Below are 18,285 nucleotides of genomic sequence, written 5' to 3'. Positions count from 1 at the left end.
TATCCTGCCCGGCATTGTAGCATCCCTGTTCAGGGAATACCGGAGAGCACCATGAGCGAGCAAAAAAGGCTGTTTTTTGGCATTGAATTACCCCGGGAGAGCCGACAAAGCATCATTCAATGGCGCGCAGAGACCTTCGCCGCGGAAGCTGGCCGGCCGGTAGCGGCAGAAAATCTGCACCTGACGCTGGCTTTTTTGGGTGAGATCAGCGAAGAAAGGTCGCTGATGCTGCAACATTCTGCGGGTCGCATCCGTCAACCGGCGTTTACACTTACGCTGGACGATGCCGGACACTGGCCACGATCCGGCGTGGTCTGGCTGGGGCCAAAGCGCGCGCCGCGCGGGCTGCTCCAGCTGGCGGAACTTTTACGGTCGCAGGCGGCGCGCAGCGGCTGCCCGCAAAGTACGCTGCCCTTTCATCCGCACGTCACATTACTGCGTAATGCTTCACAGCCGGTCGCGCTGCCGCCGCGTAATTTCAGCTGGCCGTTCCGCGTGTCGCGCTTTGCGCTGTATCACTCATCGTACAGCCAGGGACGGACGCGCTATAGCGAAGTCGCTCACTGGCCGCTGGAGCAACCATGAAGTTTACGCCGCCGCTGCAACCGGCCCGGCTGGTAAAGCGCTATAAACGGTTTCTCGCCGATGTCATCACCCCGGAAGGCGTTGCGCTGACGCTGCACTGCGCCAACACTGGCGCGATGACCGGCTGCGCGACCCCGGGCGATACCGTCTGGTATTCAACATCTGACAGCCTGACGCGCAAGTACCCGCACAGTTGGGAGCTGACGCAGACGCAGCAGGGCCACTGGATATGCGTAAATACGTTACGCGCTAATCTGTTAGTCAAAGAGGCGCTGACGGCAAAATGCATTCCGGAATTGTCCGCTTACTGCACGCTGCGCAGCGAAGTAAAATACGGCGCTGAAAAAAGCCGAATTGATTTCCTGTTACAGGCAGATAATCAGGCGAACTGCTATATTGAAGTCAAATCCGTGACGCTACTACAGCAGGGCAAAGGGTATTTCCCGGATGCGGTAACCGAACGAGGCCAGAAACACCTTCGTGAACTGACGAAGATTTCAGAAAATGGCCAGCGAGCGGTTCTTTTTTTTGCCGTTTTGCACACGGGAATTGAGGACGTTTCCCCCGCGCATCACATTGATGTGCGTTACGCAGAACTACTGGTTCAGGCTCGACAGAGCGGCGTGGAGGTGCTGTGTTATAACGCGCGGCTTTCTCCCGACGGTATGCAGTTAGAAAAAGCGCTGAACGTAGCGGTTTAAGACAGGATTACGCACTTTTTGTTAAAAAAAGATGCGTCACGCTGCGCTAATTACGCTTTTCTTCACAGTGCTGTCAAGGCATGTTGAGGAATAATTGCCAATCAGAATCGCTTCTGTTATTTATAGCGGCCTGTTTTTTTCCCCTCTGGGGATCGATAGTGCGTGTTATCCAGGAGAAGCAACATGCAAGAAGGGCAAACCCGTAAAACCTCGTCTCTGAGTATTCTCGCCATTGCTGGCGTAGAGCCGTATCAGGAGAAGCCGGGCGAAGAGTACATGAATGAAGCCCAGCTGGACCATTTCAGGAAGATCCTTGAGGCCTGGCGCAACCAGTTGCGCGATGAAGTCGATCGCACGGTTTCTCATATGCAGGATGAAGCGGCCAACTTCCCCGATCCGGTTGACCGCGCCGCGCAGGAAGAGGAGTTCAGTCTTGAACTGCGTAACCGCGATCGCGAACGCAAACTGATCAAGAAGATTGAGAAGACGCTTAAGAAAGTAGAAGACGATGATTTTGGCTTCTGCGAATCGTGCGGCGTTGAGATCGGTATCCGTCGTCTCGAAGCGCGTCCCACCGCCGATCTTTGCATTGATTGCAAAACGCTGGCGGAAATTCGCGAAAAGCAGATGGCAGGTTAATGGCTGAAGACGCGCAGTGAAGCAGCCGCTTCACTGCCGTTATGAAATAATGTCCGCTTCTTATACAGGGCGCTTCGCCCCCTCTCCTTCCGGTGAATTGCATTTTGGTTCTCTGATTGCCGCGCTTGGCAGCTTTCTGCGCGCGCGTGCGCAGCAGGGCCGCTGGCGCGTGCGCATCGAAGACATCGACCCACCCCGAGAAGTCCCCGGCGCGGCCGCGCGCATTCTGCAACAGCTTGAGCAGCATGGTCTGCACTGGGACGGCGACGTGCTCTGGCAGTCACAGCGTCATGAGGCCTATCGCGAGGCGCTGAGCTGGCTTCAACGCCAACATCACAGCTACTACTGCACCTGTCCCCGCAGCCGTATTCAGCAACTGCCTGACGGCGTCTACGACGGCCACTGCCGCAGCCTGAACCATCCTGCGGAAAATGCCGCGCTGCGTCTGAAGTCCGTCAGCCCGGTGTTCTGTTTTCAGGATGTGCTGCGTGGCGAGATCCATGCTGACGCCGCGCTCGCGCGTGAAGATTTTATTATCCACCGCCGCGACGGCCTGTTTGCTTACAATCTGGCTGTGGTGGTGGACGATCATTTTCAGGGCATAACGGAAGTGGTACGCGGCGCGGATCTGATTGAGCCAACGGTGCGGCAGCTCACGCTGTTTCGGCAGTTTGGCTGGCAGGCGCCTGATTATCTGCATCTGCCGCTGGTGATTAATCCGGACGGCAATAAACTCTCCAAGCAAAATCATGCCGCGCCGTTGCCCGCAGGCGACGCGCGGCCTGCGCTGGTGCAGGCGCTGCGTTTTCTCGGTCAGCCGGTCGGCGAAGAATGGCAGGATCTGTCGCAAACCGCGCTGCTGGAACAGGCTGTTGATCGCTGGGATCTCGCCGCCGTTCCGCGTCAGGACGCATCAATGCCGCAATGAGCATTCTCAAATGCGCCGCACTGAGCTATATTAGCCGCTGTTTTTTTATTGCCCAGCTTATTGTCACTATCGAGGTGTCCCATTTTTACCCGAGTTGCTAATTTTTGCCGAAAAGTTTTAAGCCGCGAAGGCGACGCGCCGGTTGAACCGATACAGGCGCCACGGATGAACGTGGTCCCGCGCGATCATCACACCATTTCGCGCAAAGACATTAGTGAAAATGCCCTCAAGGTATTGTATCGCCTGAACAAAGCGGGCTATGAGGCCTATCTGGTTGGCGGCGGCGTACGTGATTTGCTGCTGGGCAAAACGCCGAAAGATTTTGACGTCACCACCAACGCCACGCCGGAGCAAATGCGTAAGCTGTTCCGCAACTGCCGCCTTGTCGGCCGCCGTTTTCGCCTTGCGCACGTGATGTTTGGCCCTGAAATTATTGAAGTCGCGACCTTTCGCGGGCATCACGAAGTGGAGCAGGACGAAGCCGATCGCAACGGTTCGCAACGCGGCCAGAACGGCATGCTGCTGCGCGACAATATTTTCGGCAGCATCGAAGACGACGCACAGCGCCGCGATCTGACCATCAACAGCCTTTACTACAGCGTCGCCGACTTTACGGTGCGCGACTATGTCGGCGGGCTGAGCGACCTTCAACAGGGCATCATTCGCCTGATTGGCGATCCTGAAACCCGCTACCGCGAAGATCCGGTGCGCATGCTGCGCGTGATCCGTTTCGCTGCGCGGCTGGATATGACCATCGCGCCGGAAACGGCCGAACCTGTTCCGCGTCTGGCAACGCTGCTGCACGATATTCCGCCTGCGCGCCTGTTTGAAGAGACGCTTAAACTGTTGCAAACGGGCTACGGCTACGCAACCTGGCTGCAACTGCGTGAATATCAACTGTTCCAGCCGCTCTTCCCGCTGATCACCCGCTACTTTACCGAGCAGGGCGACAGCAATATGGAGCGGATGATTGTGCAGGTGCTGAAAAACACCGACAGCCGTATCCACAATCAGATGCGCGTTAACCCTGCGTTTCTGTTTGCCGCCATGTTCTGGTATCCGCAGCTTGAAACCGCCCAGAAAATTGCTCAGGAGAGCGGGCTGTCCTACTACGACGCTTTCGCGATGGCGATGAATGACGTGCTGGACGAAGCGTGCCGCTCGCTGGCGATCCCTAAGCGTCTGACCACGCTAATCCGTGATATCTGGCAGCTTCAACTGCGGCTCTCGCGCCGCAACGGCAAGCGCGCCTGGAAGCTGATGGAACATCCTAAGTTCCGCGCCGCCTACGATCTACTGGCGCTGCGCGCCGAGGTGGAGAACAACACGGAACTGCTCCGGCTTGCCGCCTGGTGGAACGATTTTCAGGTTGCCGCGCCGCCTCAGCAGAAAAACATGCTTACGACGCTGGACAGCGATCCCGAACCGCGTCGTCGCACGCGTCGCCCACGCAAACGCGTACCCGGCCCGCGCCGTAACAGCAGCGATAACAACAACGTATGACGCGCGTTTACCTCGCGCTGGGCAGCAACCTGGCCGATCCGCTGCATCAGGTGCAGGCCGCGCTGGAGGCGCTTGACGCGCTGCCTGACAGCCTGCGCGTCGCCACCTCATCGTTTTATCGCACGCCGCCCTACGGCCCGCCCGACCAGCCTGACTATCTCAACGCCGCCGTGGCGCTGGATACCGGGCTTGCGCCGGAGGCGCTGCTCGACCTCACGCAGCGCATCGAACGGGAGCAGGGCCGCGTTCGAAAAGATGAACGCTGGGGGCCGCGCACGCTTGACCTCGATATTATGCTTTTCGGCGATTTACAGCTGAATACGCCGCGACTGACCGTGCCGCACTACGATATGCGCAATCGCGCATTTATGTTGCTGCCGCTGCTGGAGATCGCGCCCGATGCGCAACTGCCGGACGGCGTCCGCATCGCCGACCTGCTCGCCTCACTCGATACCACACAAATTCAACCCTGGTAGCGCCGCCGCGTGCGGATGCAAAGCGCTCGTCCTTCCATTAAAATACGCTCAACAGCTATCCGACAGAGGTTACGATGAAGCCAACAACGGTTTCCACGCTTCACCAGTGGAAAAAAGAGGGGCGCAAATTCGCCTCTATCACCGCCTATGATTTCAGTTTTGCCCGCCTGTTTGCCGATGAGGGCGTGCCGGTATTGCTGGTTGGCGATTCGCTGGGCATGGTGGTGCAGGGGCACGATTCCACCCTGCCCGTCACCGTGACGGACATTGTGTATCACACGCAGGCCGTACGGCGCGGCGCGCCCAACGCGTTGCTGATGTCCGATCTGCCCTTTATGAGCTACGCCACGCCGGAGCAGACCTTTGAGAACGCGGCGGCGCTGATGCGCGCAGGCGCGAACATGGTCAAGCTGGAGGGCGGCAAGTGGCTGGCGGAGACGGTGAAACAGCTGACCGAGCGCGCCGTTCCGGTCTGCGGTCATCTGGGCCTGACGCCGCAGTCGGTTAATATTTTTGGCGGTTATAAGGTGCAGGGCCGTGAAAGCACTGCCGCCGACAACCTGCTTGCCGACGCGCTGGCGCTGGAAGCGGCTGGCGCGCAGCTGGTGGTGCTGGAGTGCGTGCCGGTTTCGCTGGCGAAGCGCATCACTGACGCGCTGTCGATCCCGGTGATTGGTATTGGTGCCGGTAACGCTACCGACGGGCAGATTCTGGTGATGCATGACGCCTTCGGCATTACCGGCGGCCACATCCCCAAATTCGCCAAAAATTTCCTTGCTGAAACCGGCGACATGCGCGCGGCAATCCGGCAGTATGTGGCGGATGTCGAAGCAGGCGCTTACCCTGCTGACGAACACAGTTTTAATTAACCGGGGGAAGGTTTGTGCTGATTATTGAAACCCTGCCGATGCTGCGTCGGGAGATTCGCCGCTGGCGACAGGACGGTAAACGTATTGCGCTGGTGCCCACCATGGGTAACCTGCACGACGGCCATATGACGCTGGTTGATGATGCGCGAGAACGCGCCGACATTGTTGTGGTCTCAATCTTTGTGAACCCGATGCAGTTTGAGCGGCCTGACGACCTGGCGCGCTACCCGCGCACGCTTCAGGACGATTGCGAAAAGCTGAACAAGCGCAAGGTGGATCTGATTTTTGCGCCCGCGCCCGGCGATATCTATCCGCTCGGCCTCAGCGAGCAGACCTTTGTTGAGGTGCCCGGCCTTTCCGGACTGCTGGAAGGCGCCAGCCGTCCGGGACATTTTCGCGGCGTGTCGACCATCGTCAGCAAGCTGTTCAACCTGGTGCAGCCGGATCTCGCCTGCTTCGGCGAGAAAGATTACCAGCAGCTGGCGCTGATCCGTAAGATGGTGGCGGATATGGGTTATGACATCGACATCATTGGCGTACCGACCGTGCGGGCCAAAGACGGGCTGGCGCTCAGTTCGCGCAACGGCTATCTGAGTGCCGATGAACGCAAGCTGGCTCCCGCCTTAAGCAAGGTGATGAACAGTATGGCGGATCGCCTTGCCAGCGGCGAACGTCACGTGGAAGAGATTATTGCCGATGCCGAAGCGGCGCTGACGCTGAAAGGATTGCGCCCGGATGGCCTGGCGATTTGCGATGCGGATACGCTGCTGCCGCTGAACGTCGACAGTCAGCGCGCGGTGATCCTGATGGCCGCCTGGCTCGGTATGGCGCGCCTTATCGATAATCAGCAGGTCGATTTAACGCAGTAACCGGTTCAGGCGCTCAGGCGTCTGTCATGATGATGTAACAAAGGTAGCAATACTATGATTCGTACCATGTTGCAGGGCAAACTTCACCGGGTGAAAGTCACTCAGGCGGATCTCAATTATGAAGGCTCCTGTGCCATCGATCAGGACTTTCTCGACGCTTCCGGCATTCTTCAGTATGAGGCGATCGACATTTATAACGTGACTAACGGTCAGCGTTTCTCAACCTATGCCATCGCCGCCGAGCGCGGTTCTAAAATCATCTCTGTCAACGGCGCGGCCGCTCGCTGCGCCTGCGAAGGCGATATCCTGATTATCTGCTCTTATGTCACCATGGAGGATGCAGAAGCCCGCGAATGGCAGCCTAAAGTGGCCTATTTCGAAGGCGATAATCAGATGAAGCGCCTGGCGAAAGCGGTTCCGGTGCAGGTTGCCTGATCCACAAGCGGGGGAAGTCTCCCCCGCTCATGATACGGCAATCATTCATCCTTCAGCGCTGCCAGGGTTGCCTGTCGCGCTTACGCCTGCTTACTTTTCCCCTCAAGCGGCTGCATTTCTATTTCCTCAGCGGGTGAGGCGCCGCGTGTCGGCACCGTCTGCGATGAACTCGCCTGAGCGCGGGGGGGTGGTGCCGTTTGCGAGGAAACTGGCGGGGCGGCGGGTGCTGTCGTCTGCGCCGCAGCGGCTGGTGTCACCGGTGCTGCGGCCGGTGCGGCTGACAGCGGCAGAATCGGCTGGTTTGTCGGGGCAGAGGAAGTACCGCTGCTTTGCATTTGGTTTCCCCTCCGAAGATTGAGATCTCTATAGGCCTGCGAAGCGCGATTCTTTGCGCTGGTTGCCAACTCACCTGTCCCCTTCGCCAGACTACCTGCCCCACTTGCCAGAGAATTGTAGCCCTGCGTTGCCACCTTACCTGTCCCCTTCGCCAGACTACCCGCCCCATCCGCCAGCGTAGTGTAGCCCTGCGTTGCCACCTTACCTGCCCCCTTCGCCAGACTACCCGCCCCATCCGCCAGCGTAGTGTAGCCCTGCGTTGCCAGAGTACTGGTTTTATCCTTTATCTCGCCGGTTTTCTGGCCCACCGCGCTGTTTACAATCTTATCGGCCACATAATCTACCGCTTCGTCGCCGTCGGATCTGGCTAACGCCCCCGCAACCCCCTGGGCTGTATAGGCTACGGCTGAATTAAGAACATTAATCCCCTGATCTTTCGCAATCTCTTTACGATCGGTCAACTTAGCCGCGCCAATTCGCCCGGTGAGCTGATCAACACCCGCTGAGGGGGCCGAACTCACTGCGCCGCTCACGCCAGGGTTACGGACAACGTTACGTAACGCATTGCTCCCTGCCACGAAGGCCGCTAGCGTTGTAATTTCGGCAATCATATCCCCTTTGGCAATATTCAGTGCGCCTTTGGCATAATTGCGTGGTGTGAGCAGACTGCCCGCCAGCGTTTTCAGCCTTGCGCCGCCGTGAGCCATCTGTTGCTTAGCCGATGTCTCTTTCAGCGCCTTGTATTGGTCTTTCCAGTCGTTACGCCCTAACAGGTATTCCGGTCCGTGAGAAGCGCTAAACCTTTGCGTGAGCACCCCACCTGCTGCGCCTGCCGCCAGACTCAAAACATTACTGGTGTGGGAGATTGCCTGGGGATTATTCTGGCTTGCTACGGCAACACCGCCCACAACAGCATTACGTGCGTTAAACCCCTGCCCGCCTAACGGCGCGAGTTTCAAATTTTCACCCAATCCCTGACGCTTTTTCAGCACTTCCTGCATCACCGGCGCCAGTTTTTCGGCATCCGCCTCCAGCCAGAGCGAATCTTTCCCCGCATCAGCGCAGATCTTATCGAAAAACGCTTTAAGTGTCATTGCCGTTGCCGCATCTATCGCCCCACTTGCCGCTTCTGAGGCAACAGATGTACCGGAAAAATCAGCGCCTAATTTGTCAGCACCTAATTTAATGGCTCCCGCTATGGGGCCTGATACAGCGAAAGGAATGGCCTCCACTGCGTTTTTTACCGCTTTGCTGATATTATCCAGCGTCTCTCCCCAGGCCATCGTTTCAGCGAGGTCGTGCGGCGACTCCTCCATTTCGTGCAGTCCCTCTGCGCGATCCCGAATCAGGGCCTCCGTATTTTCGCCGATAATATAGTTGCTCAACTGCGTTGTGAGCACCTCAATGGCGCGCTCCCGGGCATCATTGGCTTCTGCTGTAGCCGTGGCCGCCTGACCGGTGTTGGTATGCCGGATGCGCGTGCTCTGGCTGGAAATATCCTGCCCGGTGGCATGAGAAGACGTCATTGGATTGGAATGAGGTGATGTGGAACCAATACCTGCCATAAAATTGCTCCAGTGTTCAGAAAATGGGCGACAGGCCATCGACCTGCCCGATTATCGTGTCAAAACCGGTGCATACAGATACAGCGTCTTCACGATTACATAGTGAGTGGTCACCAACGTAAAACAGGTCGAAAAAAAATAAGATTTACTTATGTTTCTTGATCTGTCTCATTAAATCCTGTTTTTCCAGAGCGACCAGGGAACAGCGGGATTGGACGGCTATTATCGATAGCGCGAGCGCCACCTGACGGCCTTCTCCCGCCGGTCTCTTTCCCTCAGGTGCCTGTGGTGGTGGGATTGGCATTACGCGGTCGCTGCATCTCTATATCATTCGTCTGGTTTTCAACTTTTCCGCGTATCAGACTGGCCATCCACTCGACAGAACTTGTCTTTGCCTTTGAAACCGCTTTGCCGGCTGGGGTATTCGCTAACTGATCGGTTTTTGCATCAACCCAATCGTCTTTTGCTGATGATGAAGGGCCAACCAGCGCGCCGGCGACGCCCTGAGCGGCATAGGCGACGGACGACATCGCAACATTAAGAAAGCGGTCTTTAGCGATAGCGCCTGGCGAAGAGAGCTGTGCCGCGCTGAGGCGATTGGTGATGGCATCAATTGTCGCTGTGGACGCAGAGCTGAGTGGCGCACTACCGACGGCATTGCGCACAACGTTACCCACAACATTTGCCCCTGCCACCCCGCCTGCCAGGGTGCCGATTTCCGCCAGCATATTCGGTGAGACAATATTGGCGACGCCTTTCACATAATTTTGTGGTTTTACGAGACTCGCGGCGAGGGTCTTTGTCCTGTCCCAACCGCCTGACGCCATTTGCCTGCCAATGCTGGTATCTTTGAGGGCCGTATATTGTTCTTTCCAGTCGGTACGACCTAAAAGGAATTCCGGGCCGTGCGTGGCGCTGGCCATGTTAGTCAACACGCCTCCTGCCGCCCCCGCCGCGAGACTCAGCCCGTTGTTGGTATTCGATACGGCATTGGGATTATTTTTCGTGAGGGCGGCGACAGTAGACGTCACGACATTACGTCCGTTAAAACCCTGGCCTCCCAGCGGCGCCAGCCTCAGGCGCTCGCCCAGGCCATCCCGATGTTTCAGCACTTCCTGCATGGCTGGTTCAAGTTTCGATGCATCCGCTTCAAGCCATTTGGTACCTTTAACCGTATCGGCGAAAACCTTATCGCCTACCGATTTCAGTACCATTGCCGTGCCGCCGTCAATGGCACCCGCCAGCGCTTCCATCCCTACCGAAGCACCTTCTACGCCCAATCCCAGTTTCATTGCGCCAGAGGCAAAACCCGAGATAGCAAAAGGAAATGCCTTCACCGCACCGCCAGCCAGTTCGCTGATGTGATCCATCTGTCGCGCTTTGGTCATATTGGCGGCAATACTGTCTGGCGTTTCACCCATGTCATGCAACTCTGCGGCGCGAGTATCTACAATCTCCTTGAGGTCGTTACTGCCAGGAAAATATTGCCGTAATTGCGTAGCGATCAGATTAATTTCATTCTGCTTTTGCACCGCAGCGGCTTTTGCCGTCGCCTCTGCTTTTGCGGCTGCCTCTGCTTTTGCCGTTGCAGCTGCTTTTGCGGCATCAGTGGTCGCTTTTGGCGGCAGTGTCTGATTTTTTGCCGGTGTAATCGTATCCGATCCGCCAGGCACGTTCTGAGTCGCGTTCCTGGCTCCGCCTGCTGTATGACGATGATGACTGGCCGGATCCGCCGTCAGGCTTTCTGGTTTATAGCGTCCGGGATAGCTGAAATTCATTTGCCTTTCAGGTGGAGGGGATTGCTCCCCACTGTAGTCCGGCCGTGATGTGTCGTTTTCTGCGGGATATCTCGAGGGAGGTAAACGGTTGATACTGGTCATAACTCTCACTCCGAAAAAAAGAAAGTGCGTCAGGCACCGGCCTGCCGACTGAAAATTTACCTCGTGCCAAACCCGGTGAATCCAGATACCAGTACAACGTGTTCACGATTGTGGTGTAAGTGGTTACCCGCACAAAAAGGGTCGCCAGAGAATAAGCTTTACTTATGTTTTGTGATCGCTGCCATAAATCGAGAACACTGCTTGTTGATTTTTCAGATTGGAGGGCGGTTTTTCGGAGCAGGCGCTTATCGGAGAGTAAATCAGGGATCCATTACGGGAAGAAAAACATCAGGATCTGAATATCATCAGATCCTGTTATCTTATAGCACTGAGGTTCTCTGTTCAGTTTCCGTTGTTTTACGTACTTGTCTCGTGCAGGCTTAAGTCAATATAACGGATACTAAAAAGGTTTACGCTCGCTATTATCAGGAAAATTTAATGCCGAAGAAAGAGAGAACATCAGCAAAAAACTGAGGCACCTGAATTTCAGGTAACGTAAAAATTGGCTTGTCGGTGATATAAATAGGGGTTACAGCATCGTGGATACCCTGCTCTACCTGACGAGAGAAAATGGGATCGATTTTAAGAGGCCCCATATCGATGTTGCTGAAACCACCAGAGATAAATTTCATTTCTTCTTTTTTAATAACGTTCATTTTTTCTTCCTTGTGTGTTGATGATAGTCAATCAGTATAAAACTATGTGTGGTCGTTATTAACACTTATAAAGGGTTATTGCCATAACTTCACCCTGTATGCACTCTATTAAATACGGCACAAGAAGTAAACTCGAAGAAATTCGAAATTAGATAGTTTAAACTTCATTTGAGTAATACTTACCGGTAAAAAACGGATATTTCCCGACAGGCATATTTAAGAATGATAAAAAAAGCGAGCCGCGTGGCTCGCTTAATAAACGTCCGTACAGTGAATTAAGTTCGTAAACCTCTGCCGCGCTGGATCAACACCCACACAAGCGCATAAAACACCACAATAAATGCCACCAGCACGCCCAGCGTAAACACCAACGGCACATCGTTAATACCGAGGAAGCCATAACGGAAGCCGCTGATCATATAAACAATCGGGTTCAGTTTCGAAATCAATTGCCAGACAGGCGGCAGCAGCGTCAGTGAATAGAAAACTCCGCCCAGATAGGTTAATGGCGTTAACACAAAGGTTGGGATCAGGCTGATATCATCAAAGGTGCGGGCGAATACCGCATTGAGTAAACCCGCCAGCGAAAACAGAATCGCCGTCAACAGCAATGTTACCGCGACCATCAGCCACGAATGCACGTGAAAGGGAACGAAAAACAGCGAAATTGCCGTTACCAGAATACCTACGCAGATGCCGCGCGCCACGCCGCCGCCCACATAGCCAGCAATGATGACGTGCGTTGGCACCGGCGCAACCAGCAGTTCTTCAATGTTGCGTTGGAATTTGGCGCTGAAGAATGACGATGCCACGTTGGCGTAGGCGTTGGTGATCACCGCCATCATGATCAATCCCGGCACGATAAACTGCATGTAGGAGAAGCCATGCATCTCGCCGATACGCGAACCGATCAGGTTGCCGAAAATAATAAAATAGAGCGTCATAGTGATCACCGGCGGCACCAGCGTCTGTATCCAGATACGCGCAAAGCGGTTGATCTCTTTTCCCCAGATGCTTTTCAGGGCAACCCAGTACAAATGTGTCATGCTTTTTCTCCTTTGCGACCGTTCACCAGGTCCACAAACAGCTCCTCAAGACGGTTCGCCTTGTTACGCATACTCAACACCTGCACGCCCTGCTGGCTGAGCTGGCTGAATACGCTGTTCAGGCCCTGCTCGCGCAGCACTTCAACCTCCAGCGTCGCGGTATCGACCAGCCGGTACTGAAAGCCTTCAAGATGTGGTAGCGGACTTTTCGCCGCCAGATCGAAAATAAAGGTTTCCGATTTCAGTTTCGACAGCAGCCCTTTCATGGTGGTGTTTTCAACCAGTTCGCCGCGTTGAATGATGCCGATATTGCGGCAGAGCATTTCCGCCTCTTCCAGGTAGTGGGTGGTCAAAATGATCGTGGTGCCTTTGGCATTGAGATCCTGAAGGAAGCTCCACATGGAGCGACGCAGCTCGATATCGACGCCCGCCGTTGGCTCATCCAGGATCAGCAGTTTGGGCTCATGCATCAGCGCACGCGCAATCATCAGGCGACGCTTCATCCCGCCTGAGAGCATCCGCGCTTTTTCGCTGCGCTTCTCCCACAGATCGAGCTGCTTCAGGTATTTTTCCGCACGTTTGAGCGCATCCGCCTTCTCCACGCCGTACAGTCCCGCCTGGCTGACGACAATCTGCTGCACGGTTTCGAACTGGTTAAAGTTAAACTCCTGCGGCACCAGGCCCAGCTGGCGCTTGGCGTTCACTACGTCCTGTTGCAGGTCGTAGCCGAAGACGCGCACCTTGCCCGCCGTTTTATTCACCAGCGAGCTGATGATGCCGATGGTGGTGGATTTGCCCGCGCCGTTGGGGCCGAGCAGCGCATAAAAATCGCCAGCCTCCACGTTCAGGTCAATGCCCTTCAGCGCCTGAACGCCGCCAGCGTAGGTTTTGGTAAGTTTTTCAAGTTCCAGTGCATAAGTCATAGGTTGAAGCGTGCCCTGTTTTATGTGGATTTTTTGTTAACCGTTTTAAATCGCGTCTCATTGGCCTATATTACTGCCACGCTTTTTACGTATTGGTCGACACTGACATGAAAGATATCGATGCTCTTATCAGCAACAATCGCGCCTGGTCCAAACTGCTGAAAGAGGAAGACCCGGGCTTTTTTGAACGCCTTTCACTGGCTCAGAAGCCGCGTTTTCTTTGGATTGGCTGCTCTGACAGCCGCGTTCCTGCCGAGCGTCTGACCGGCCTCGAGCCTGGCGAACTCTTTGTTCATCGCAATGTGGCTAACCTGGTGATACACACGGATTTAAACTGTCTTTCCGTGGTGCAGTACGCCGTTGAGGTGCTGGAAGTTGAACACATCATCATTTGCGGTCACTACGGCTGCGGCGGCGTGCAGGCGGCGGTGGAAAACCCGGAGCTGGGCCTGATCAACAACTGGCTGCTGCACATCCGCGACCTGTGGTACAAGCATAGTTCGTTATTGGGTGAGCTGCCGCCGGAAAAACGCTTCGATAAACTCTGCGAAATCAACGTGATTGAGCAGGTTTACAACCTGGGACACTCGACTGTGATGCAGTCGGCCTGGAAGCGCGGTCAGAAAGTGACCATTCACGGTTGGGTTTACGGTATTCAGGATGGCTACCTGCGCGATCTGGAAGTGACCGCCACCAACCGCGAGATCCTCGAACAGCGCTACCGTCACGGTATTGCGCACCTGCTCAACAATCTGCAAAGCCCGGAGTAACGCCAGGCGCCGCACAGTATACCAGGCCGACACTATCGGACCTGGTTGTTTGTGCGGTGGCTGAATGCCTACTCTTCCAGCATAATCACGTTGCCCACGTAAGGCAGGTGGCGATAGCGCTGCGCGTAGTCGATGCCGTAGCCGACCACGAACTTATCGGGAATGGTGAAGCCCACGAACTCGACCGGCACATCCACTTCGCGCCGCTCTGGCTTATCCAGCAGGGTGCAGATAGCCAGCGACTTTGGCTCACGCAGCCGCAGGATTTCGCGCACTTTGCTGAGCGTGTTGCCGGAATCGATAATGTCCTCGACGATCAGCACGTCTTTACCACGAATGTCCTCGTCCAGATCTTTCAGGATCTTAACATCGCGTGTGGAAGACATGCCGCTGCCGTAGCTGGAAGCGGTCATGAAATCGACCTCGTGCGGCACCTCAATTTTCCGGCAGAGATCCGCCATAAACATAAACGAGCCGCGCAGCAGCCCGACCAGCACCATCTCGCTGCCGCTGTCGCGATAATGTTCATTAATTTGCTGACCCAGCTCGTTAATGCGTTTGACGAGCTGCTGTTCGGAGATCATGATTTCTACAGTATGTTTCATAAATTGCGTCGATATTGTCGGTGGAACGATGAAAGCAGCGGAGTTTATCATATTTTGCAGTTCATTCGCTTCTTACGGCGCAATCTTCTCTCCAGACGTACAGACTTCTAAATGTCTTTTTTGCAAAATTTAATAATGCTTTTTGTTTTAACATTAGAACGTTAATTCATTTACCGGCGTAATAACCCGCATGGTAACGTAGCGCAACTGCGTCGACCGGCGCAGCCGCGCCAACAGGAGAGAGCATGGCCTCCCAACATTCAAAGAAAACCCATATTGGCAACCGCGAGCTTCAGCCCGAAACGCAGATGCTTAACTACGGCTACGATCCTTCGCTCTCTGAAGGTGCCGTGAAGCCGCCGGTGTTTCTGACCTCAACCTTTGTTTTCAACACCGCCGAAGAGGGAAAAGACTTCTTCGACTATGTTTCCGGCCGCCGCGAACCGCCAGAAGGCGAAACCAACGGGCTGGTCTATTCACGTTTTAACCACCCCAACAGTGAAATCGTTGAGGATCGGCTGGCGATTTATGAACGCACCGACAGCGCCGCGCTGTTCTCTTCCGGCATGTCCGCCATCTCCACCGCTCTGCTGGCATTCACCGAGCCGGGCGATGCCATTCTTCATTCGCAGCCGCTGTACGGCGGCACCGAAACTCTGCTGACCAAAACGTTCCGGCGTCTTAAGGTGGCGACGGTAGGCTTTGCCGACGGCCTGAACGAAGCGTCGGTGCAGGCCGCCGCCGATGAGGCGATGAGGCAGGGCCGCGTCTCAGTCATTCTGATTGAATCGCCGGCGAATCCAACCAACAGCCTGGTGGATATTGCCCTCATTCATCGCGTGGCGGACGTTATCGCGCAGAAGCAGCAGCATCGCCCGGTTATCGCCTGTGACAATACGCTGCTTGGCCCGGTTTTTCAGCGTCCCACCGAGCACGGCGCTGACATTTCGCTCTATTCACTGACCAAATACGTCGGCGGCCATTCTGATTTGATCGCCGGGGCGGCGATGGGCAATAAAGCGCTGATTAAGCAGATAAAAGCGCTACGCGGCGCTATCGGTACGCAGCTCGATCCGCATTCGTGCTGGATGATTGGCCGTTCGCTGGAAACGCTGTCGCTGCGGATGGAAAAAGCCAATGACAACGCTGCTGCGGTGGCCGCCTTCCTGCGCGATCACAACAAAATTGAGAAGCTGCATTATCTCTCTTTTCTGGATGCCGACTCGGCCGCCGGGCAAACTTTCAGCCGGCAGTGCAGCGGCGCGGGTTCAACCTTCTCTTTCGACGTGGTGGGCGGCGAAGCGGCAGCGTTTAAACTGCTCAACGCGCTCCAGCTGTTCAAACTGGCGGTGAGCCTGGGAGGCACCGAGTCGCTTGCCAGCCATCCGGCCAGCACCACACACTCCGGCGTCCCTGCTGACGTCCGTGCGCGCATTGGCATTAGCGAATCCACCGTCCGCGTCTCAATCGGTATCGAAAACAGAGACGATCTGATAGAGGATCTGCGCCTGGCGCTGGATCGGGTTTAGCACGCCGCCTTTCTTAAGAGGTGAATATTACGCCGCCGGGCCAGCATGCAGGCTGCTGGCTCTACCGTTTAACCAGTTTACGACCGGCCGCTTCCGTCGCCAGTCGTCTTTTCTCAATAAACGGCGCCATCTGCTTTTTAGCCTGTTCGACAAGCGTCGCAGAGGCAACTGCGGGGGAGCCGGATAAAAATGGCGGTTCCGGGTTATATTCCATCTGCAACTGAATATGCTGCGCTGTGTCTGCTCCGTAGAGATCGGCAATCACACTCAGGGCGAAATCAATCCCTGACGTCACGCCTGCACCGGTAATTCGGTTACGATCTCTGACTACCCGCTGATTCACCGGCTCCGCTCCAAGCAGCGCGAGTTGGTCAAGAGAAGCCCAGTGAGTCGTTGCTTTATATCCCTGCAAAAGTCCTGCCGCACCGAGAACCAGCGATCCCGTGCAGACCGAGGTCACTAACTTCGCGTTTTCACTGTGATGACGAATAAAAGAGAGTGTTTCATCATCATCCATCAAGGTAATCTGTCCGGGCCCGCCCGGTATGCATATCACATCCAGTACCGGGCAGTCATCGAAGGTGTGGGTGGGTAAAATACCCATCCCGCGATCCGATATCACCGGTTGCCGCGTTTTCCCTATGAGATGAACACGGGCTTCCGGCGCTCTGGCGAAGACCTCATAAGGCCCGGTAAGATCCAACTGGGTAAGCCCGGGAAACAACAGCATGCCTATTGATAACGATGATGACTGGCTCATTGATAAACCTCGACGATGTCTGAACGCAACAGGATGAGTTTACGAAGAAAGAGGATGCAACAGTAAATAAATACGCGTCAGTTTTCAGAACAATGGCGTCAGGCAGCCCTTATTTCCTCCGACCTATCCATCACATGGATGACGCCTATAAAAGCCGTAAAGCTTCTTTTATACCTTTGCGCGTTTTAAGTTAAGGTTTTAATCAGGAGCACACTTATGTTTATGTTAAAAAAAACCGCAGGTTTGATGCTGTTAGCGGGCGCGCTGAGCCAGGCGCCCGGCGTTTATGGCGCCGTTCCCGGCCCGCAGCACGTTGTTGCGCAGCAGGCGGGCGGCTACAGCGTGCAGGTGGGTAAGATTCGCGTGACCTCGTTCACCGACGGCAGCGTGCCGCAGGATCTTTATACGTTGCTGCGGCATACCACGCAGGCCGATATCGACAGGCTGCTTGCCAGAAATTATCAGAGCAACCCGGTTGAGGCTTCAATCAATGCGTTTCTGATTGAACTTCCTGGCCATCGGGTTCTGGTTGATACCGGCTCCGGGCAGCTTTTCGGGCCGGGAAACGGCGGACGACTGATTGAGAGCCTGGCGACGAAAGGCATTAAGCCGGAAGACATCACGGATGTGCTGCTGACGCACGCGCATTCCGACCATTCCGGCGGCCTGGTGAAAGACGGCCAGCGCGTCTTTACTCGCGCCAGCATCTGGCTCGGTAAACCTGACGTGGACTTCTTCTTCAATGACGCCAACCAGAAAAAAACCGGCTACGACAAACAGTATTTCACCGTTGCGCAAAAGACCCTCAGACCTTATCTGGACGCCGGTAAGGTGAAAACCTTTTCGAATACCGCAGAGATTTTGCCAGGCATCACCGGCACCGTTCACCCCGGCCACACGCCAGGCTCCGCGTTCTACACGCTCACCAGTGCGGGCGAGAAGATAACCTTCGTTGGCGATATCATTCACGTTGCGGCCGTGCAGTTCCCCCAGCCGGGCATTACCATCGCCTACGATGAAGATCAGAATAAGGCCGCCGCCGTGAGGCAAACCGCGTTTGCGCAGTTTGCCAGCCAGGGCGATCTGATTGCCGCGCCGCACCTGCCTTTCCCCGGCATCGGTCACGTTGCGGAGAACGATCGCGGCGGTTATCACTGGGTGCCTGTCACCTACACTAATCGCGCGGGCAAATAGCGCGCAACGCTATTGA

19 protein-coding genes are annotated in these 18,285 nt (G+C 55.6%); 12 read left to right on the top strand and 7 right to left on the bottom strand.

Annotated features, from left to right (window positions below; translation table 11 throughout):
• The first annotated feature begins 51 nt into the window (after positions 1-51).
• The 9 genes from thpR to panD all read left to right on the top strand — a co-directional run bounded on the left by thpR (position 52) and on the right by panD (position 7,005).
• Entirely contained in the window at positions 52-585 is a 534-nt protein-coding gene (thpR, locus tag FA91_RS03005) for an RNA 2',3'-cyclic phosphodiesterase (RefSeq protein WP_034912419.1), read from the top strand.
• On the top strand, positions 582-1,286 hold the full coding sequence (gene sfsA / locus FA91_RS03000) for a DNA/RNA nuclease SfsA (RefSeq protein ID WP_034912416.1): 705 nt from the start codon (positions 582-584) through the stop codon (positions 1,284-1,286). Before thpR ends, sfsA begins: the two co-directional genes overlap by 4 nt.
• A gap of 183 nt (positions 1,287-1,469) precedes the next feature.
• Positions 1,470-1,925: an RNA polymerase-binding protein DksA gene (gene dksA, locus FA91_RS02995; RefSeq protein WP_034912413.1), complete on the top strand. Its 456-nt coding sequence runs from the start codon at positions 1,470-1,472 to the stop codon at positions 1,923-1,925.
• 49 nt (positions 1,926-1,974) lie between these two features.
• Complete coding sequence (gene gluQRS / locus FA91_RS02990; protein ID WP_034918860.1) at positions 1,975-2,853, top strand: tRNA glutamyl-Q(34) synthetase GluQRS; 879 nt, start codon at positions 1,975-1,977, stop codon at positions 2,851-2,853.
• An 81-nt stretch (positions 2,854-2,934) separates the two neighbouring features.
• The gene (gene pcnB, locus FA91_RS02985; RefSeq protein ID WP_231566793.1) at positions 2,935-4,356 is read left to right on the top strand and encodes a polynucleotide adenylyltransferase PcnB; all 1,422 of its coding nucleotides are present in this window, start codon (positions 2,935-2,937) and stop codon (positions 4,354-4,356) included.
• Positions 4,353-4,832, top strand: a complete 480-nt coding sequence (folK, locus tag FA91_RS02980; protein WP_034912406.1) for a 2-amino-4-hydroxy-6-hydroxymethyldihydropteridine diphosphokinase — start codon at positions 4,353-4,355, stop codon at positions 4,830-4,832. The genes pcnB and folK overlap by 4 nt, the downstream gene beginning before the upstream one ends.
• A gap of 74 nt (positions 4,833-4,906) precedes the next feature.
• Complete coding sequence (gene panB / locus FA91_RS02975; protein ID WP_034912403.1) at positions 4,907-5,701, top strand: 3-methyl-2-oxobutanoate hydroxymethyltransferase; 795 nt, start codon at positions 4,907-4,909, stop codon at positions 5,699-5,701.
• Positions 5,702-5,715: 14 nt separating this feature from the next.
• A complete protein-coding gene (panC, locus tag FA91_RS02970) occupies positions 5,716-6,570 on the top strand; it encodes a pantoate--beta-alanine ligase (RefSeq protein ID WP_034912400.1) in 855 nt (284 codons plus the stop codon).
• Between the two features lie 54 nt (positions 6,571-6,624).
• Positions 6,625-7,005, top strand: coding sequence for an aspartate 1-decarboxylase (gene panD, locus FA91_RS02965; protein WP_034912399.1), 381 nt, complete (start codon positions 6,625-6,627; stop codon positions 7,003-7,005).
• A gap of 80 nt (positions 7,006-7,085) precedes the next feature.
• Here panD and FA91_RS02960 read toward each other — a convergent pair whose 3' ends face one another.
• The 5 genes from FA91_RS02960 to FA91_RS02940 form a co-directional block, all read right to left on the bottom strand.
• Complete coding sequence (locus tag FA91_RS02960; protein WP_156103035.1) at positions 7,086-8,906, bottom strand: hypothetical protein; 1,821 nt, start codon at positions 8,904-8,906, stop codon at positions 7,086-7,088.
• Between the two features lie 275 nt (positions 8,907-9,181).
• Entirely contained in the window at positions 9,182-10,684 is a 1,503-nt protein-coding gene (locus FA91_RS02955; RefSeq protein WP_034912397.1) for a hypothetical protein, read from the bottom strand.
• Between the two features lie 527 nt (positions 10,685-11,211).
• The gene (locus FA91_RS02950) at positions 11,212-11,442 is read right to left on the bottom strand and encodes a hypothetical protein (RefSeq protein ID WP_034912394.1); all 231 of its coding nucleotides are present in this window, start codon (positions 11,440-11,442) and stop codon (positions 11,212-11,214) included.
• Between the two features lie 275 nt (positions 11,443-11,717).
• Entirely contained in the window at positions 11,718-12,488 is a 771-nt protein-coding gene (locus FA91_RS02945; RefSeq protein ID WP_034912391.1) for an ABC transporter permease, read from the bottom strand.
• The gene (locus tag FA91_RS02940) at positions 12,485-13,411 is read right to left on the bottom strand and encodes an ABC transporter ATP-binding protein (RefSeq protein ID WP_034912389.1); all 927 of its coding nucleotides are present in this window, start codon (positions 13,409-13,411) and stop codon (positions 12,485-12,487) included. Before FA91_RS02940 ends, FA91_RS02945 begins: the two co-directional genes overlap by 4 nt.
• A 107-nt stretch (positions 13,412-13,518) precedes the next feature.
• On the opposite strand from FA91_RS02940, the gene can reads away from it, so the two are divergent.
• Positions 13,519-14,181 (top strand): carbonate dehydratase, encoded by a 663-nt coding sequence (gene can / locus FA91_RS02935; RefSeq protein ID WP_034912387.1) that lies wholly within the window; start codon positions 13,519-13,521, stop codon positions 14,179-14,181.
• A 68-nt stretch (positions 14,182-14,249) separates the two neighbouring features.
• Here can and hpt read toward each other — a convergent pair whose 3' ends face one another.
• The gene (hpt, locus tag FA91_RS02930; RefSeq protein WP_034912386.1) at positions 14,250-14,786 is read right to left on the bottom strand and encodes a hypoxanthine phosphoribosyltransferase; all 537 of its coding nucleotides are present in this window, start codon (positions 14,784-14,786) and stop codon (positions 14,250-14,252) included.
• 245 nt (positions 14,787-15,031) lie between these two features.
• Between hpt and FA91_RS02925 the strand changes: the two genes are divergently transcribed.
• Complete coding sequence (locus FA91_RS02925) at positions 15,032-16,315, top strand: cystathionine gamma-synthase family protein (protein WP_034912384.1); 1,284 nt, start codon at positions 15,032-15,034, stop codon at positions 16,313-16,315.
• 61 nt (positions 16,316-16,376) lie between these two features.
• On the opposite strand, the gene FA91_RS02920 is transcribed toward FA91_RS02925, so the two are convergent.
• Positions 16,377-17,075 carry a DJ-1/PfpI family protein gene (locus FA91_RS02920; protein ID WP_034912381.1) on the bottom strand — a complete coding sequence of 233 codons (699 nt, stop codon included), beginning with the start codon at positions 17,073-17,075 and terminating at the stop codon, positions 16,377-16,379.
• Between the two features lie 216 nt (positions 17,076-17,291).
• Between FA91_RS02920 and FA91_RS02915 the strand changes: the two genes are divergently transcribed.
• Positions 17,292-18,269 (top strand): MBL fold metallo-hydrolase, encoded by a 978-nt coding sequence (locus FA91_RS02915; RefSeq protein ID WP_034912379.1) that lies wholly within the window; start codon positions 17,292-17,294, stop codon positions 18,267-18,269.
• Positions 18,270-18,285 lie beyond the last annotated feature (16 nt).

It is taken from the genome of Erwinia sp. 9145 (assembly GCF_000745075.1).
GTDB lineage: Bacteria > Pseudomonadota > Gammaproteobacteria > Enterobacterales > Enterobacteriaceae > Erwinia > Erwinia oleae.
The sequence above is the reverse complement of the archived record's forward strand: the minus strand, read 5'-3'. Positions and strand labels throughout refer to the sequence as shown.

Coding starts and splice junctions, on each gene's coding strand:
- gluQRS (WP_034918860.1), top strand. CDS start 1,975: ATGTCCGCTTCTTATACAGGGCGCTTCGCCCCCTCTCCTTCCGGTGAA.
- FA91_RS02940 (WP_034912389.1), bottom strand. CDS start 13,411: ATGACTTATGCACTGGAACTTGAAAAACTTACCAAAACCTACGCTGGC.
- hpt (WP_034912386.1), bottom strand. CDS start 14,786: ATGAAACATACTGTAGAAATCATGATCTCCGAACAGCAGCTCGTCAAA.
- FA91_RS02925 (WP_034912384.1), top strand. CDS start 15,032: ATGGCCTCCCAACATTCAAAGAAAACCCATATTGGCAACCGCGAGCTT.
- FA91_RS02915 (WP_034912379.1), top strand. CDS start 17,292: ATGTTTATGTTAAAAAAAACCGCAGGTTTGATGCTGTTAGCGGGCGCG.
- FA91_RS02950 (WP_034912394.1), bottom strand. CDS start 11,442: ATGAACGTTATTAAAAAAGAAGAAATGAAATTTATCTCTGGTGGTTTC.
- folK (WP_034912406.1), top strand. CDS start 4,353: ATGACGCGCGTTTACCTCGCGCTGGGCAGCAACCTGGCCGATCCGCTG.
- thpR (WP_034912419.1), top strand. CDS start 52: ATGAGCGAGCAAAAAAGGCTGTTTTTTGGCATTGAATTACCCCGGGAG.
- can (WP_034912387.1), top strand. CDS start 13,519: ATGAAAGATATCGATGCTCTTATCAGCAACAATCGCGCCTGGTCCAAA.
- FA91_RS02945 (WP_034912391.1), bottom strand. CDS start 12,488: ATGACACATTTGTACTGGGTTGCCCTGAAAAGCATCTGGGGAAAAGAG.
- FA91_RS02960 (WP_156103035.1), bottom strand. CDS start 8,906: ATGGCAGGTATTGGTTCCACATCACCTCATTCCAATCCAATGACGTCT.
- sfsA (WP_034912416.1), top strand. CDS start 582: ATGAAGTTTACGCCGCCGCTGCAACCGGCCCGGCTGGTAAAGCGCTAT.
- FA91_RS02955 (WP_034912397.1), bottom strand. CDS start 10,684: ATGAATTTCAGCTATCCCGGACGCTATAAACCAGAAAGCCTGACGGCG.
- panD (WP_034912399.1), top strand. CDS start 6,625: ATGATTCGTACCATGTTGCAGGGCAAACTTCACCGGGTGAAAGTCACT.
- FA91_RS02920 (WP_034912381.1), bottom strand. CDS start 17,075: ATGAGCCAGTCATCATCGTTATCAATAGGCATGCTGTTGTTTCCCGGG.
- panB (WP_034912403.1), top strand. CDS start 4,907: ATGAAGCCAACAACGGTTTCCACGCTTCACCAGTGGAAAAAAGAGGGG.
- dksA (WP_034912413.1), top strand. CDS start 1,470: ATGCAAGAAGGGCAAACCCGTAAAACCTCGTCTCTGAGTATTCTCGCC.